Here is a 15882-nt window from a genome sequence, read left to right as displayed (position 1 = left end):
GGGATTCCGGTACGTGCGCGCCGATCAGATGCTCGCCGGCAGCGGCTCCTTCAGCCAGCGCAGCGAGAATTCGTTCAGGCGGCCGTCGGCCCGGGCCTTGGCGATGATCGCGTTCACCTTGTCCAGCAGCGCCGTTTCGCCCTTGGCGACGCCGATGTAGCAGGGCGTGTCCTCGACGGCGAACTTGGCCGCCATCGGCCGCTGGCCGGTCTTGTCATTGACGGCGTTGGCGACGATGTTGCCGACCGTCACCAGTTCCACCTGGCCGGTCAGGTAGGAGGCGATGGTGGCGTTGTTGTCCTCGTAGCGTTTGATGCTGGTGCCCTTGGGGGCCAGATCGGTCAGCGCCAGATCCTCGGTCGAGCCGCGGGTGACGCCCACGACCTTGCCGGCGAGGTCGGCCGGGCCGGCGATGGCGGCGTCCGGCGGGCCATACACGCTCTTGACGAAAGGCACGTAGGGCGCGGAGAAGTCGATGACCTTGGCGCGCTCGGGATTCTTGCCCAGGCTGGAGATCACCAGGTCGGCTTTGCCGGTGGTCAGGAAGGGGATGCGGTTGGTGCTGGTCACCGGAATCAGCTCGAGCTTGACGTCCATTTCCTCGGCGATCAGGTTCGCCATGTCGATGTCGTAGCCCTGGAGCTTGAGATCGGCGCCGAGCGAGCCGAAGGGCGGAAAGTCCTGCGGAATGGCGATCTTGATGACGCCCGCCTTCTGCACCTTGTCGAGCGCGTCGGCCTGCGCCGCGAACGGCATCGACAGCATCAGCGCGGCAGCGGAGGCGAGACCCAGGTGCTGAAGGAAGGAACGGCGTTGTGTTTTCATGGATGACTCCTGTCGGGGGAAGGGGGACAGGAGCCATCAGCAGGAGTCGTGCCATCCTGCGCTTCGGGCGCAGAAACGCCGTTTGCGGGCAGGAGGCTAGCGTTCGTCGGGTCGCCGATGCACCGAACGGGTGAGCGGCACGCGGCCGTGCCTGCTCATGGTGCGCTGCAGCGCGAAAAGCGTGAGAGTCAGAGTGCGACCAGCGTCTGCCGGCCCCACCAGCTTTCCCCGGGGGCGAGGCGCACCGGCGTGTGCACCGCAGCGGCTTCGACGCAGAGCATGCGGCGGAAGCCGTCGTCGGGCATGTCGGCGATGGCGGCGCAGCGCTCGACCCACGGGTTCCACACCACCACGTCGGTGAAGCCGTCGGCGTTGATGCCCAGGCTGCGATCGTGTTCGCGCAGCAGCAGCGGGCGTTCGACGCGGCGGTAGATGCGGTCGAGCTCGGCTTCGACCAGCAGCGCGTCGCCGCTGTCGCGCTGGACGCGGCCGGCTTCGAGCTGGTCGGTATAGCTGTAGCCGTGCAGGCCTTCGAGACGGGATTCCTCGACTTCGCGCACCGCCAGATAGGTGTGCAGCGCGGCGGTGAAATCGAAGCTTTCGCCGCCGGTGTTGTTCACCTCGAATTCGAGATCGAGCCGGCTGTCCTCGAGCAGGATGCTGAGTTCGGCGGCAAAGGCGTGGGGCCAGCCCGCGTGCTTCGCATCGCCCTCGTTCAAGCCCAACGTGATCAGTGCGTAGTCCTTGCTGCTGCGCTCGGTCAGCACGCTCCACGTCGACGTGCGGGCGAAGCCATGGCGCGTCAGCGGGCCGCGGTCGGAGAACTGCGGGAAGCAGACCGGAATGCCGCCGCGGATCGGCGTGCTGCCGTCGAACACCGCCTGCGGGCTCAGGTAGAGGCGTTCGCCGCCGCCGGGCGGCGTCCATGACAGCACCTGGCCGCCGAACAGGCTCACCACGGCGGCCGCAGCGTTGCCGGTGGCCAGCCGCAGCGCGGGCTGGCCGTGGAAGTCGACGCGTTCGATACCGGCTGCCATCGCCATCAGTCCTGCAGCGCCAGCACGCCGAGCTTGACGGTGTTGTCCTCGGGGTCGTTGCTGAGCACGAAGCCGAGCTTCTGCACGAACTTGAGCATGCGCTCGTTGTTCGACAGGAAGACGCCGTTCATGTAGGCGATGCCGCGGCTGCGGGCGGTTTCGATCAGCACGCCCATCAGCTTGCGCGCCAGGCCGCGGTGCTGCCAGTCGTCGGCCACCACGACGGCGAACTCGCAGGATTCGCCGTCCGGGTTGACCGCGTAGCGGCAGACGCCGATTTCCTTTTCCTGGCCATCGACTTCGAGCGTGGCGACGAAGGCCATTTCGCGGTCGTAGTCGATCTGCGTCAGGCGCGCGACCATCGCCGGCGGCAGTTCGCGCATGGTGTTCATGAAGCGGTAGTACTTGGTCTCGGACGACAGGTTGCGCACGAATTCGACTTCGAGGTCGGCGTCCTCGGGCTTGATCGGCCGGATCGTCACGGTGGTGCCGTCGGGCACGATCCAGGTCTGCGTCAGGTGCGAGGGGTAGGGGTGGATCGCCATGTGGTCGTAGCGGTCCGCCGTCGGCGAGACGTTGTCCACGATGATGCTGGCGTCGACCGCGACCGCGCCGTTCTCGTCGACGATCAGCGGGTTGATCTCCATCTCGGTGATCCACGGCAGTTCGCAGACCATCTCCGACACCCGCAGCAGCACCAGTTCCAGCGCCGTCATGTCGATCGCCGGCAGGTGGCGGAATTCGCCCAGGCGGTGGTAGATCCGCGTCGAGCGGATCATGTCCTTGACCAGGTAGCTGTTCAGCGGCGGCAGGGCGACGGCGACGTCGCGGTTGGCCTCGACCAGGTTGCCGCCTTCGCCGAAGGTGATCACCGGACCGAACACCGGGTCGCGCTTGACGCCGACGACCAGCTCGCGGCCGTTGCGCTTCTGGATCATCGGTTCGATGGCGATGCCGTTGATGACCGCGTCCGGCTGCACGCGCTTCACTTCGTCGAGGATTTCCTGGTAGGTCGAGCGCACCGCCACCAGGCTGCGGATGTTCAGGCGCACGCCGCCGACGTCGGACTTGTGCACGATGCTCGGCGAGTCGATCTTCATCACCACCGGCAGGCCGATCTCGGCGGCGAGCACCATCGCCTCCGCTGCCGAGCGCGCCACCACGGTCTGCGCGATCGGGATGCGGAACGCGGCCAGCAGCGCCTTCGATTCCATCTCGTTGAGCTTCTTGCGGCGCTCGGACAAGGCCATCTCGATCACCAGCCGGGCGCTCTCGATCGACGGCGGGGTCAGGTGCGACAGCGAGGACGGCGTCTGCATCAGCAGCTTCTGGTTGCGGTAGTAGGCCGAGATGTGGCTGAACAGCTCGACCGCCGGTTCCGGCGTGCGGAAATGCGGGATGCCCGCGGCGCTGAATTTCTGGCGCGATTCGGTGACCAGCTCTTCGCCCATCCAGCAGGCGACCACCGGCTTGTCGGCGGTCTTCTCGATCTCGATCAGCGCGTCGGCGACGGCGCTCGGGTTGGTCATGCCCTGCGGCGTCAGCATCACCAGCACGCCATCGACGTTGGGGCCTTCCAGCGTGGCCTTCACCGCCTTGCCGTAGCGTTCGGCATCGGCGTCGCCCAGGATGTCGACCGGGTTGCCGCGCGACCAGTTGGCCGGCAGCACCGCGTTGAGCTTTTCCATCGTGCCTTCGGTGAATTCCGACAGCGGAATGCCGATGTCGGCCGCGCGATCGGCCGCCATGATGCCCGGCCCGCCGCCGTTGGTGATCACCGCCAGGCGGTTGCCGCGCGGGCGGAAGTGCGAGAACAGTGCGTTGGCGGCGGCGAAGAGCTGGCCGAGGTTGTACAGGCGGATCACGCCGGCGCGGCGCAGCGCGGCGTCGAACACCGCGTCGTCGCCGATCGGCGCCGCAGAATGCGACAGGATGGCGCGCGAGGCCTCGGGGTGGCGGCCGGCCTTGATCAGCAGCACCGGCTTGACCCGCGCTGCGCCGCGCAGGGCGCTCATGAAGCGGCGCGCATCGCGGATGCCTTCGACGTACAGGAAGATGCTTTCGGTGCGTGGGTCGGAAATCATGTATTCCAGCACGTCGCCGAAGTCGATGTCGGACGAGGTGCCCAGCGACACGACCGCCGAGAAGCCGACGTTGTTGGGCTTGGCCCAGTCGAGGATCGCGGCACAGAGCGCGCCCGACTGGGAGATCAGGCCGATGCTGCCCTTCTGCGCGCGGGTATGGGCGAAGGTGGCATTGAGGCCGAGCTGCGGGCGCATGATGCCCAGGCAATTGGGGCCGAGCAGGCGGATGCGGTGGCGCTGCGCGGCATCGACGACCTGGCGTTCGAGCAGTGCGCCGCGCGGACCCGCTTCGGAAAAGCCGGAAGACAGCAGGATCGCGGCCTTGACGCCGGCGCGTCCGCAGGCGTCGAGGATGGCCAGCACCTTTTCCGCGCGTACCGCGATCACCACCAGGTCCAGGCGCTGGGGGACGTCCTCCACCGACTTGTAGCAGGCGATGTCGCGCACCGATTCATGCTTGGGATTGATGGCGAACAGCTTGCCCTTGTAGCCCGCGTCGAGCATGTTGCGGACCAGCACATCGCCCAGTGAACCCTCGCGTTCGCTGGCGCCGATGATCCCCACCGAGCGCGGTTCGAGAAGCGGAGTGAGGTAGTGCGTTTCTTTCATGGCTGCAACCTGTCTGGATGAAATGGCTGGCGCAACCGCCTGTCGTTTCGGGCGTTTGCAGAATCGAGTGTATCGACCGCAGAATTATACTGCAGTGCACAAAATCCGTATCGTTGCCGACGATTAAAGCCTAAAACCTCGTCAAAGGCCGGGCACAGCGTCACGCTCGCACCTCATCGTCCGAGCGTGAACAGGAAGCGGCTGCCTTCGCCCGGTGTGGACTCGGCCCGGATCGTGCCGTCATGGCGCTGCACGATGCGCTGCACCGTCGCCAGGCCGATACCCGTACCCGGGAAAGCTTCCGCGCCATGCATGCGGTAGAAGGGCCTGAACAGGTTGCCGGCGTGGCTCATGTCGAAACCGGCGCCGTTGTCGGAGACGCAGAACACGCGGCGGCCATTGATGCGTTCGGCGCTCAGCGCGATCCGGGCCGGTGTGCAGTGCGCGGTGAACTTCCAGGCGTTTCGCAGCAGGTTGTCGAGCAGCGAGAAAGTCAGGGCGCGATCAGCGATGACATCGAGTCCTTCGGTGATCTGGATCGTGACTTCGCGCCCGGGCTCTTCGGCCTGCAATTCCTCGACGATCTGGCGGGCCAGCTCCGACAGGCTGAAGCTTTCCTTCTGCAGCGGCTGCCGCGCCAGCAGGGCGAGATTGATCAGCGCGTCGATCAGGTTCGCCATGCGCTCGGTCGCCTTGCGAGTGCGCGAAAGATGCGCGAAGGTATGCGCTTCGGCCTTGCCGTCGAGCTCGTCTTCGATGATGCGGGCGAAGCCGTCGATGGCGCGCAGCGGTGCCCGCAGATCGTGCGAAACCGAATACGAGAAGGCCTCGAGCTCGCGGTTCGAAGCTTCGAGTTCGGCAGTCCGCAGCCGCACGCGCGCCTCCAGTTCCTGGTTGAGGTTGCGCAGGCTCAGTTCGGCCACCTTGCGTGCGGAGATGTCGTCCACCGTGCCGGTCAGGCCGCCTTCTCCCGGCCTCGTGTCCGGCGCCCGATGCGCGGTGACCTCGATCCAGCGGATTTCTCCGCTGCGGGTCCGAAGCCGGAATTCGCGCTCACAGTCGGCACCTGCGCCGACGATCAGGTCCCGGAACAGCTGCGCCGCCGTCTCGCGGTCGTCCGGGTGAAGGAATTCGTGCAGCGGCTTGCCCAGGCTGGCCTCGACATCGTGGCCGCTCAGTTCGCACCACACCTTGTTCAGGTAGATGAGCCTGGCTTCGGCGTCGGTGCGGAAGATGACCTCGCTGACCGATTCGAGCATGTCGAGGTAGAGGCATTCCTTCGCGGAAGGAGCGGGCATCGCCTGCGCCTGGCCGGAGTCCGCCATTGCCGATGTCGCCGATGCTGCCGTGGCCGATGTAGCGGAATGGTCATTCGCACGCCTGCGACGGCCGAGAAGATATCCCGGCACCAGGCCGGCCAGCAGGCACAGCACCGGCCAGAGCCAGCCCTGCCCATCGGCGGGCCGAAGCAAGCCGTCGGCGGCGAGCGACGGCGGGACGGCAAGCAATGGCGCAAGACCCGTGGCGATACGGGCCGCTGTCCTGATTGGCGCTGAAATCTCCTTGTCCGGAACGCGATCCATTGCCTTGTCGGAAACCACCGATGGGCCAGGCGGGCATGCTGGCGATGGCCTGAATCTATAGCACAGATTCGTTGCGCAATGCGGCGGCATGCCGGCCCGACCCGATGGTCATGACGATCATCGGTGCTGCCGGAAACGACGCCGCTGCATTCGGTGGCAGGCTGGTTAGAATGTCCGCCACACGACCCCGCATGACCAGGGATAACGGAAACAGCCCATGCACGACCTCCTGCACACCGCCGCGAGCACACCTTCCAGCTGGGTGACGCGATTCGCGCCCTTGATCGCCTCGGGCGGCGCAATCCTGGATTACGCCTGCGGCAGCGGCCGCCATGCACGCTGGCTGGCGCAGCGCGGCTTCCGTGTCGAAGCGGTCGACCGCGACGGCATCGCGCTGCAGCTTCTGCAGGGCTTGCCCAAAGTCAGCACCCGCGAGGCCGATCTCGAAGGCGAGGCATGGCCGTATGCCGGACGCCAGTTCGACGCCGTCGTCGTCACCAACTACCTGTACCGCCCGTACTTCGGCCACTTGCTCACCGTGCTGCGGCCGGGCGGGGTGTTGATCTACGAGACCTTCATGCTCGGCAACGAGCGTTTCGGCAAGCCGAGCAATCCCGAATTCCTGCTGCGGCCGAACGAGTTGCTCGAACGGCTGCGGGGCGACTGGACCATCGTCGCCTTCGAGCAGGGCGAAGTGCAGTCGCCGCGCCCCGCCGCGGTGCAGCGGATATGCGCGGTGCGCGGGCACGCGGCGACGCTGGTGCTGCCCTAGATAGGGCGGGCATTTCGCCGTATCGGCGAAGCGCTGGTTCAGCCGCGTGAACTTCCGCCGTTTGCGCTGACTCGCCTCCTGCAGATGCCACCGCCCCGAGCCGGGGGCATGGCTACGTCAGCTTGCGATCAGGAAAGAGTGCAAAACTGAGAGTGATTCTTATTCGTGAATTCATTCCAAGACAAGGGATGGACAACGAATCCTTCTCCATGCACTCATTTCTGGTACCGATAATGTCTCACGTGCAGTCTCCGATTTCCCCCAAATCCCCGTCGGCCCTGGTGCTGGCCATGCTGGCATGCGCCTCTTCGGCTGCGATTGCGCAACAGGCCGGAAGCGAACGCAGGATGGACGAGATCGTTGTCACCGCGTCCGGTTTCGAGCAGGCCATCGCCGAGGCGCCGGCGACGATCAGCGTCATCACCAAGGAAGAGCTCGAAGGCAAGTACTACCGGGACGTGACCGACGCCTTGCAGGATCTTCCCGGCATCAGCATCGAAGGCGGGTCGGGCGGCAAGATCGAGAGCACGTCCATCAACATTCGCGGCATGGGCGAGAGCTACGTGCTGTTCCTCGTCGATGGCAAACCGCTCGGTGCCTCGTCGGAGGCCTACTACAACGGTTTCGGCGGCGGCGCGCAGGTGGGCTGGCTGCCGCCGATGTCCGCGATCGAGCGCATCGAAGTGGTGCGCGGGCCGATGTCCTCGCTGTATGGCTCCAGCGCGCTCGGCGGGGTGATCAACATCATCACCAAGAAGGTGACCGACAGCTGGACGGGCAGCGTCACGCTCGACACCGTGCTGCAGGAGAATGACGATGCCGGCAAGACCTACCAGGGGCGCTTCTACCTGAACGGGCCGCTGGTGAACGACAAGCTGGCGCTGGTTCTGTACGGCTCCAAGTACAAGCGCAGCGAGGACGATTTCATCGGCGGCTACGCGCGAAAGGAGCGTGAGGACATCACCGGCAAGCTGCGCTGGAAGTTCAGCGAGGCGCAAAGCCTCGAATTCGAGACCGGCGTGGCGGAGCACGAGAACGAGCGCACCGCGAAGACCGGCAGCGCCGGCGACATGGCCAACAAGCGCACCCATTTCAGCCTGATGCACGACATCGACTGGAACTCGGCGATCAGCACGAAGAGCTTCATCCTGCAGGAAAAGGTCGATATCGAGAACGGCAGCCTGGAGTCGGCCTACCGGGCGACGACCATCAATTCCAAGACCGTGGCCAGGCTGGAGCGCCAGGTGCTGACGATGGGCCTGGAGCACAAGAAGGAAGAGACGGATCACGACGCCAGCCGCTTCCCCGGCTCCTCGTCGCTGAAGCTGTCGCGCTGGCAGGCGGCGCTGTTCATCGAGGACGAGTATTACCTGACCGACGACTTCGCGCTGACCGGCGGCCTGCGCTACGACCGGAACCAGCACTACGGCAACGAAGTCACCCCGCGCTTGTACGGCGTCTACCATCTGTCTCCGCAACTGGTGGTCAAGGGCGGCGTCAGCGGTGGCTACAAGACCCCGACCCTCAAGCAGGCCGACGACCGCATCGTCGAGAACGCCGCGCGCGGCGCATCGTGGGACAAGGGCAACCCGAACCTGAAGCCCGAGCGCAGCACGAACTACGAGCTCGGCATCAACTGGACGGATCCGCAGTGGTTCAATGCCGGGCTGACGGTCTACCGGACCAATTTCGAAGACAAGATCGGCACCCACACCATTTGCCAGAGCCCGAGCGGGATGGCCAATTGCCAGGGGCCGGACGGTTCGTGGCGCAACCGCATGAGCCAGTACATCAACCTCGATGCCGCGCGGCTCAGCGGTGTGGAGGCGACCTTCAGCATGCCCATCAGCCGGGCTGCCCACTTCAACGCCAACTACACCTGGTCCGACAGCGAGATCACCGGCGGCGCGAGCAAGGGCAGGCCGCTGAACAACACGCCCCGCCACATGGTGAATCTCGGCCTCGACTGGAAGATCGGCGACCATGCGGGCATGTGGGCCAAGGCAAAGTACAAGAGCAAGACGATCGAGGACGGTACCGCCAGCATTCCCGGCTACACCCTGGTCGATATCGGCGGCTTGTACCGGCTGCACAAGCACCTCAACACCTTTGCCGGCATCTACAATCTGTTCGACAAGGAAGTGAACAGCTCGGACTACGGCAAGACCCTCGACGGCCGTCGCCTGTATCTGGGCGTGACTGCGGAGTTTTGATGAGTAGGGCGCGCCCGGCGGAGCAAGATGTGCGATGAAGGTTCTGGTTGTCGAAGATCACTGCGAATTGCGCGAGTTGCTGGTGAATCATCTCGAGTATTCGGGGTTCGCAGTGGACGCGGTGGCGACGGGCGCGCAGGCCCTGACCGCGATTCGGCTGCATCGCTACGACGCGCTCCTGCTGGATCTGGGGCTGCCCGACATGGATGGCATGCAGATCCTGCGCGAGCTGGCCGGCAAGGGTGGAGCAGGGCTGCCGTGCATTGCCCTGACTGCGCGCGACGCGCTGGAGAGCCGCGTCGCCGGCCTCAATGCCGGCGCCGACGACTACGTGCTCAAGCCCTTCGACATGCCTGAACTGGTCGCTCGCCTGCGCGCGCTGCTGCGGCGCGTGGGGAACGACGGAGAGGTCCTGCTGACACTCGGCAACGTCGCCTACGACCCTTCGTCGATGCAGTTGCGGATCGGCGGCCAGTTGCAGGACCTTGCACGCAGGGAGGCGATGCTGTTCGAGGAACTGATCCGGATCGCGCCCCGCATCGCCGTCAAGGACAGGCTCGAACAGTGCATCTATGCCAGCCATGAGCCGGCTTCGCTCAACGCGGTGGAGGCGCTGGTGTCGCGTCTGCGCAAGAAACTCCAGCAACTGGGCGCGGACGTGCGCATCGATACCGTGCGCGGCATCGGCTATCGCCTGGTGGCCGAACAGCGCATGACCGTGCCCGGGTGATGGCGACCAGTCTGCGCTGGCGGGTGCTGTTCTCGATGGCGGTGGTGGTCGCGGTATGCGCCACCTGCATGAGCCTCTACCTGCACGGTACGCGCGACGTGCTGCGGCGCGGTCTGGCGTTTCTGGAAGCACGCGATGCCGTCGCGGCTTTTGTCGAAAGCCGCGATACCGCGCAGCTCCCGGCCGTGCATGCGGGGGGCGACATGTCCTACACCTTGTATTCCGCGGATGGAGAGGTCCTGTGGATGTCCGCCGACCGCAGCCGTGCCCTGCGCCTGCGGCAGGACTCCCTGGAGGATCTCGCCGAGCGTTTCTGGTTCGGCCGTGACATCGGCCGGATCATCAATGTGCCGGTACCGCTGGACGATGACAGGGTGCTGATGGTAGCGCGGCGCGACGTCAACGAGCGCGAAGCCATTCAGACTTTGCTGGATGCACGCCTCAGACACAGTCTGCTGGTGCTGATACCCCTCATGCTGCTGTTCGGCATCCTGCTGTGGGCGCTGATGGCCTGGACCCTGGCGCCCGTGCGCCGCGCAGCACGTCTGGCCGAGGGAATCGGCCCCGATCGAACCGAACGGATACCGGAAGCTTCGCTGCCCGAGGAGATCCGTCCGCTGGGGCGTGCGCTGAATCGCGCAGTCGCCCGCCTGAGCGAAGCCCTGCAGGCCGAACGGCAGATACTCGCCGACGGCGCCCATGAATTGAGGACACCGCTGACGGTGGTGGATCTGCGTCTGCAGAAGTTCGAGCAGGAGGGGCGGGTGGACTGGCGGGTCGTGCGCCAGGATCTCCAGCAATTGAGGCGGGTGACCGAGCAACTGCTGATGCTTGCCCGGCAGGATCACACCCCGGAGGCGAACAAGTCGGACGCTTGCCAGCTCTCGGTCCTGATACGCGAAGTCATCGCCCATCTGTATCCGATGTTCGAATCCCGTGGGCGCGACGTATCGATCGACGAGGAAACGGTGGCGCCACTGGTGCAAGGAACGCCGGGCCTGGTGCGGGAGGTCATCGTCAATGTGCTGGAGAACGCCCTGGTGCACGGTGCGGGAACGGTCAGCGTCCGCATCGGCTGCGATGCGAAGGCGGGGCTGGCCCATGTCGAAGTCGAGGACCAGGGGCAAGGCGTGCCGCTGGCGTGCCAGCACGAGTACTTCAGGCGCTTCCACAAGGGCAGTGCCGAGTCGCCCGGTTCAGGACTGGGCCTGGCCATCGTCGAGCAGATCATGCGCCAGGTGGGCGGCACGGCGAGCTTCGTCTCCAGCTCGCCATGCGTGTTGCGATTGAGTTTTGTACTTTGGCAGCACACATGAGGCTGGTGCTGAATTTTCGTTGATTGATTCAACTTCAATCACTACGATTGAAATCAAATCGGATTGAGAAGAGTCGAACCGGATTCAAGGAGAGCATCATGCCAAAAGCCGAAACCCGTGTTCTGACCGCACACGTACCTGTCTCGCTCGCCGAGAAAGTCGATCAGGTGGCGGAACGTCTCGAACGCTCGCGCGGCTGGGTCGTGAAACAGGCGCTTTCCGCCTGGATCGCTCAGGAAGAAGAGCGCGATGGCCTCACTCGCGAGGCCTTGGCCGATGTGGATGCCGGCCGCGTCATTGATCACCAGGCCGTGCAGGTGTGGGCGGATAGCCTGAGCACGGGCGATCCCTTGCCGGTGCCGCGCTGATGCAAATCAAATGGACCGGCAAGGCATTCTCCGACCTGACGCGGCTGTATGAATTTCTTGCCCCGGTCGACAAGCTTGCGGCAGCGCGGACCGTGCAGGCGCTGACCAAGGCGCCGTCCACGTTGCTGACCAATCCTCGCATCGGCGAGCAGCTATTCCAGTTCGATCCGCATGAAGTGCGGCGGATACTCGTCGGGCGGTACGAGATGCGCTACGAAATTCAAGGCGGGACGATCTACATTCTGCGAATCTGGCATACGCGCGAGGATCGGTAACGAGGGGCAGGACTGTCGCGGCGATCTGTTATCGCATGGATGACGTTGGGACTTTGCCTGGAGGAGTCCATGAGTCGGATGCCGCTGAGCAGCACGGTTCAGAAGCTGTAGCGCAGGTTCAAATAGGCGCTGCGGGGTTCGCCGTACCAGCCGCCACTGTTGATGTTGGTGTAGTAGCGTTTGTCGAACACGTTGTTGAAGTTCAAGGTGGCGCTGAGTTGGCGGCTGATGACGTAATGCGCCATCAGATCCAGCGTTGCGACGCTGCTCTGCGAGTAGGGGCGCGGGCTGCTGCTCGAAATGGCATTTTGCCAGCGCAGATTGGCGCCTAGCGTCAGGTCTTCCAGCACTTGATAGCTGGTAAACAGCTTCAGCGTCTTGCGCGGGATGTAGGTCAGGCGCGGCTTGCCGTTGGCATCGACGGGCTTGGCATGGCTGAAGCCGCTGGCAATCTGCCATTCGGGTGTCAGCTCTCCGGCGATTTCAAGTTCGAAACCGGTTGTCTTGGTGCCGTCGATGCCTTCGTACACGTATTCTCCGGTGGGGCCCCTGTTGACCGAGCCGCCGGGGCCGGGCACGTATTCGGGCACGTTGTCCTTCTTGGTGCGATACATGGCGGCGGAAAGGTTCAGCCTGTCTTCGAAGAAGGCGAGTTTGAAGCCGGCTTCCAGATTGGAACCTTCGGCGGGGTCGAGCAGATTGCCGTTGGCGTCGGAACGGGTGGAAGGCTGGAAGATGTCCGTGTAACTGGCATAGACGGAGAGATGGTCGCCAAGGTCGACGACGATGCCGGCATAGGGGGTGACGACGGAGGATTCCTTGCTGGTTTCGCCGCGTGTCGTGATGCCCGCTGCGGTGAATCGATCCGTGCGCGTTTTCCAGTTGCTCAGGCGGCTGCCGATGATGAGCGATACGTCGTCCGTGACGCTGAGCCGGGTGGCGGCATACAGGCCGCTTTGCCAGTCGCGCAGGGTACTGCCGGCGCCGGTCGGACTCATGTCACCTCGGGGGTAGTGGCCGGTGCCGATCAGCCGAAACAGTTCGGCGTAGTCTGGAATCAGCGTATCCATCCGGTGGTGGTTCTTGCCGTCTTCCTTCATTTCGTAATAACTGCCGCCCATCACCAGTTCATGGGTGCGCCCGAACAGGCGATATGGACCGGTGGCGTGTAGCGTGGCCGAGTTCTGCGTAGGTTCGCCGTAATACTTGAATCCCCGGAACGAACCCACATTGCCGGCGCTTGCGTAATTCAGGCTGACGTCGCCGATCGTGATGTCGTATTTTCTGCGTGAGTGTTCGAGATCCAGCCGGATTTTCCAGTCGTTGTCGAAGTAGTGCTCCAGCCCGGCAAAGAGCGTCAGGTTGTCCCGCTGGGTGGATGACCAGTCTGCTGCGATGTTGGTCGAAGGGCCAAAGCCGGTTCTGGAGCCATCCAGGAAGAAGATGGGGGCGCCCGAGAACAGGCTGCCGGCACCCGAGGTTTCGTGCTGCTGGTATTCGACACCTGCCGACAGAATGGTGGCCGGCGTCAGGTCGACTTCGACGATGCCGTAGAAGATCTGTTTCTCCATCTCGACCCGGTCGACGAACATGCCGTTGTCTTGATGAACTGCAACCATGCGGCCCCGGACATTGCCTGTTTCCGTCAGGGGGCCGCCGAGGTCGGCCTCTACGCGGTAGAAATCCCAGGAACCGTACTTGGCGGCGACGTGAGCCTGGAATTCCGCCGTAGGCAGTTTGCGTACCAGGTTCACTGCGCCAGACGGCTCCCCGACACCATTCAGCAGGCCGCTGGCGCCGCGTACGACTTCGACACGGTCGAATATTGCCGTGTCGGCGATGTCGTTCTTGAAACCAAAGCGGTGTGAACGTGGCACGCCGTCTACCTGGTAGTTCTGCAGTTCGAAACCACGGGAGTAGATAGCGTTGCTGTCGCCTCCGACCACATTGGTGTTGTTGAAATACAGGCCTGTGGTCTGATCCAGCACCTTGCTGATTTCGTCCAACCCCTGGTCTTCCATGCGTTTGCGGGTCATCACCGTGATCGACTGCGGCGTCTCGCGCAGCGACAGATCCAGCTTGGTGGCGGTGTTGCTCAGATTGGTGGTGTAGGAGCCCGTGCCTTCGGTGATACCGATCACTCTGACTGCGGACAAGACTGCAGTGTCTGCCGGGGCATCCGGCAGTCTGTGCAGCATGTAGCTACCATCGTCACGTCGTGTCACCCCCAGGCCGCTGCCGCTAAGAAGGCGATGCAGCCCTTCCTCGATGCTGAAGCTGCCGTTCAGGCCGGGGCTGCGCCGATTGGCCACCAGCATGGGATCGAAGCTGAGCAGCACGCCGGAAATGGCGCCGGCCTGGTTGAGTGCGGCAGCGAGCGGCCCTGCAGGAATGTCGAAGCGATGGGTGGGCGCGACCTGGGCCATGGCGGTGGCGGGCAGCAGTGTGCCGGTCAGGCCGATGCTGCCCAAAAGCAGGCTCAAAGCGAGGGCAATGGGGCGGCGAAGCGGCCGGGGCGGGCAGCGCTGGGGATCGTGCATCGAAGATTCCTCGGTTTGCGATGAAAGGGGGCTTTCCTTCCATGCCAATCGAGCGCACAAAAAGTACAGCGCCAGAGCGAGTTTTTTATCGACGGCGCACGATGATCTGGCCGCGGCCGGGGTCGCCGTCGTGCAGAGGGAGGATGCGAACCGGCAGAATGTCGGCCAGCACGGACAGGGCCCGGTCGGTATCGGCCAGGGGATAGGTACCGGAGATGCGTAGATCGCGGGTGCTCGGGTCGACGATCAGCGGTGCCTGGCGGTAGCGCGCCAGTTCGGCGATCAGTTCGGCGAGCGGCAGGTCGTCCGCGATCAACATGCCTTGGGTCCAGGCGTTTTCATGGGGGTGGGCGGCGCGTTGTTCGCTCAGTCCGAATCTGTCGAAACGGGCGCTTTCGCCGGCGGACAGGACAGGGGCTGGGTCCGCAGCGGATTTCAGGTGAATGGCGACGCGGGCTTCCTGCACGGCGACCCTGGTGCTGCCTTCGCTCTGCTGGACGGTGAAGCGGGTGCCCAGCGCCTCGATTCGGCCTTCCGCGGTCTGCACCATCAGTGGCGGCCGTGGAGACGGGTTTGCCGGAGCGGTCGTCAGCGACAGCCGGCCGCGCCGCAGGTGGATGAGGCGAAGCTGGCTGGAAAAGGCAAGGTCGATGGCCGAATCGGTGTCCAGCAGCAGCACGCTGCCATCGGCCAGATGCAGACTGCGCTGTTCGCCGATGGCCGTGTAATGGTCTGCCGACCAGTCGCTGCGTCGCCAGCCCTGCCAGCCGATCAGGCTGCTCGCGAGCAGCCCTGCAATACTGCCCAGCACGCGGCGGCGCTTGCGTGAGCGCAGGGCCGGGCGGCGTTCCAGGGCTTCGATCGAAGCGTGGGCCTGTTCGCGCGGAATATCGGCAAACAGGGCCATGGCGGTTTCGGCGCGCTGCCAGCCGGCCTCGTGTCGCGGATCGGCTGCAAGCCAGGACCGCCAGCCTTCCCGCTCGGCCTCTGTCGCCTCGCCGGATGCCAGCAGCACGAACCAGCGTGCAGCCTCGGTCAGCATCTCGGCAGTGGGTTCCTGCGTGGAGAGGGTCACGGCAGTTCGATCTGCATGCATTGAGTGACGGCTTGCAGCATGTATTTTTTGACCATGCTCACCGAGACCCCCTGACGTTCGGCGATTTCTGCATAAGTCAGGCCTTCGAGCTGTGAAAGCAGGAAGGCGGAACGAACCCTGGGCGGCAGACCGTCGAGTAGCGTATCGATCCGCAGCAGCGCCTCGACGATCAGCGCCCGCTCTTCCGGGCTGGGACTCAGTGGTATCGGCTGGTTGGACAGGGCATCGAGCCAGGCGCGCTCGATTTTCTGACGGCGGAAGTGGTTGGCAATCAGCCCTTTGGCGATGGTGGTCAGAAAGGCGCGCGGTTCGCGCAGCTCGACCGGTTCATCGCGGTCGATCAGGCGCAGAAAGGTATCGTGGGCGAGGTCGGCCGCATGCTCCGAGCAGCCCAGCTTCTTGCGCAGCCACACATGCAGCCAGTGATGGTGGTC

Annotated in this window: 13 protein-coding genes; 6 read left to right on the top strand and 7 right to left on the bottom strand. The window is 64.6% G+C overall.

Features of this window, described 5'->3' with window-relative positions; genetic code table 11:
• Positions 1-24: 24 nt before the first annotated feature.
• The 4 genes from NX068_RS19090 to NX068_RS19075 all read right to left on the bottom strand — a co-directional run bounded on the left by NX068_RS19090 (position 25) and on the right by NX068_RS19075 (position 5853).
• The gene (locus tag NX068_RS19090; RefSeq protein ID WP_263462802.1) at positions 25-825 is read right to left on the bottom strand and encodes a transporter substrate-binding domain-containing protein; all 801 of its coding nucleotides are present in this window, start codon (positions 823-825) and stop codon (positions 25-27) included.
• 188 nt (positions 826-1013) lie between these two features.
• Positions 1014-1862, bottom strand: a complete 849-nt coding sequence (locus NX068_RS19085; protein WP_263462801.1) for a D-hexose-6-phosphate mutarotase — start codon at positions 1860-1862, stop codon at positions 1014-1016.
• 5 nt (positions 1863-1867) lie between these two features.
• Positions 1868-4555: a bifunctional acetate--CoA ligase family protein/GNAT family N-acetyltransferase gene (locus NX068_RS19080; protein ID WP_263462800.1), complete on the bottom strand. Its 2688-nt coding sequence runs from the start codon at positions 4553-4555 to the stop codon at positions 1868-1870.
• A gap of 173 nt (positions 4556-4728) precedes the next feature.
• A complete protein-coding gene (locus NX068_RS19075; RefSeq protein WP_263462799.1) occupies positions 4729-5853 on the bottom strand; it encodes a sensor histidine kinase in 1125 nt (374 codons plus the stop codon).
• Positions 5854-6355: 502 nt separating this feature from the next.
• Here NX068_RS19075 and NX068_RS19070 point away from each other — a divergent pair.
• From NX068_RS19070 to NX068_RS19045, 6 genes are all read left to right on the top strand, one after another.
• Positions 6356-6910, top strand: a complete 555-nt coding sequence (locus NX068_RS19070; RefSeq protein WP_263462798.1) for a class I SAM-dependent methyltransferase — start codon at positions 6356-6358, stop codon at positions 6908-6910.
• Positions 6911-7257: 347 nt separating this feature from the next.
• Positions 7258-9123: a TonB-dependent receptor domain-containing protein gene (locus tag NX068_RS19065; protein ID WP_263462797.1), complete on the top strand. Its 1866-nt coding sequence runs from the start codon at positions 7258-7260 to the stop codon at positions 9121-9123.
• A gap of 34 nt (positions 9124-9157) precedes the next feature.
• Positions 9158-9853: a response regulator transcription factor gene (locus NX068_RS19060; protein WP_263462796.1), complete on the top strand. Its 696-nt coding sequence runs from the start codon at positions 9158-9160 to the stop codon at positions 9851-9853.
• Entirely contained in the window at positions 9853-11169 is a 1317-nt protein-coding gene (locus NX068_RS19055) for a sensor histidine kinase (protein WP_263462795.1), read from the top strand. Before NX068_RS19060 ends, NX068_RS19055 begins: the two co-directional genes overlap by 1 nt.
• A 98-nt stretch (positions 11170-11267) precedes the next feature.
• Entirely contained in the window at positions 11268-11537 is a 270-nt protein-coding gene (locus NX068_RS19050; protein ID WP_263462794.1) for a CopG family ribbon-helix-helix protein, read from the top strand.
• Complete coding sequence (locus NX068_RS19045) at positions 11537-11812, top strand: type II toxin-antitoxin system RelE/ParE family toxin (protein WP_263462793.1); 276 nt, start codon at positions 11537-11539, stop codon at positions 11810-11812. The genes NX068_RS19050 and NX068_RS19045 overlap by 1 nt, the downstream gene beginning before the upstream one ends.
• A gap of 98 nt (positions 11813-11910) precedes the next feature.
• Here the strand turns inward: NX068_RS19045 and NX068_RS19040 are convergent, their stop codons facing one another.
• The 3 genes from NX068_RS19040 to NX068_RS19030 all read right to left on the bottom strand — a co-directional run.
• On the bottom strand, positions 11911-14400 hold the full coding sequence (locus NX068_RS19040; protein WP_263462792.1) for a TonB-dependent siderophore receptor: 2490 nt from the start codon (positions 14398-14400) through the stop codon (positions 11911-11913).
• Between the two features lie 37 nt (positions 14401-14437).
• The gene (locus tag NX068_RS19035; protein WP_263462791.1) at positions 14438-15427 is read right to left on the bottom strand and encodes a FecR domain-containing protein; all 990 of its coding nucleotides are present in this window, start codon (positions 15425-15427) and stop codon (positions 14438-14440) included.
• Positions 15424-15882 (bottom strand): sigma-70 family RNA polymerase sigma factor (locus NX068_RS19030; protein ID WP_263462790.1); only part of this gene is annotated, 459 nt, incomplete at its 5' end. The genes NX068_RS19035 and NX068_RS19030, both read right to left, overlap by 4 nt.

The sequence above is a fragment of the Thauera carbonicopians genome, from assembly GCF_025699485.1.
GTDB lineage: Bacteria > Pseudomonadota > Gammaproteobacteria > Burkholderiales > Rhodocyclaceae > Thauera.
The sequence above is the reverse complement of the archived record's forward strand: the minus strand, read 5'-3'. Positions and strand labels throughout refer to the sequence as shown.

What these genes read in the sequence shown, in the direction of transcription:
- NX068_RS19090 (WP_263462802.1), bottom strand. Translation starts at nt 825, where the DNA reads ATGAAAACACAACGCCGTTCCTTCCTTCAGCACCTGGGTCTCGCCTCC.
- NX068_RS19085 (WP_263462801.1), bottom strand. Translation starts at nt 1,862, where the DNA reads ATGGCAGCCGGTATCGAACGCGTCGACTTCCACGGCCAGCCCGCGCTG.
- NX068_RS19080 (WP_263462800.1), bottom strand. Translation starts at nt 4,555, where the DNA reads ATGAAAGAAACGCACTACCTCACTCCGCTTCTCGAACCGCGCTCGGTG.
- NX068_RS19075 (WP_263462799.1), bottom strand. Translation starts at nt 5,853, where the DNA reads ATGCCCGCTCCTTCCGCGAAGGAATGCCTCTACCTCGACATGCTCGAA.
- NX068_RS19070 (WP_263462798.1), top strand. Translation starts at nt 6,356, where the DNA reads ATGCACGACCTCCTGCACACCGCCGCGAGCACACCTTCCAGCTGGGTG.
- NX068_RS19065 (WP_263462797.1), top strand. Translation starts at nt 7,258, where the DNA reads ATGGACGAGATCGTTGTCACCGCGTCCGGTTTCGAGCAGGCCATCGCC.
- NX068_RS19060 (WP_263462796.1), top strand. Translation starts at nt 9,158, where the DNA reads ATGAAGGTTCTGGTTGTCGAAGATCACTGCGAATTGCGCGAGTTGCTG.
- NX068_RS19055 (WP_263462795.1), top strand. Translation starts at nt 9,853, where the DNA reads ATGGCGACCAGTCTGCGCTGGCGGGTGCTGTTCTCGATGGCGGTGGTG.
- NX068_RS19050 (WP_263462794.1), top strand. Translation starts at nt 11,268, where the DNA reads ATGCCAAAAGCCGAAACCCGTGTTCTGACCGCACACGTACCTGTCTCG.
- NX068_RS19045 (WP_263462793.1), top strand. Translation starts at nt 11,537, where the DNA reads ATGCAAATCAAATGGACCGGCAAGGCATTCTCCGACCTGACGCGGCTG.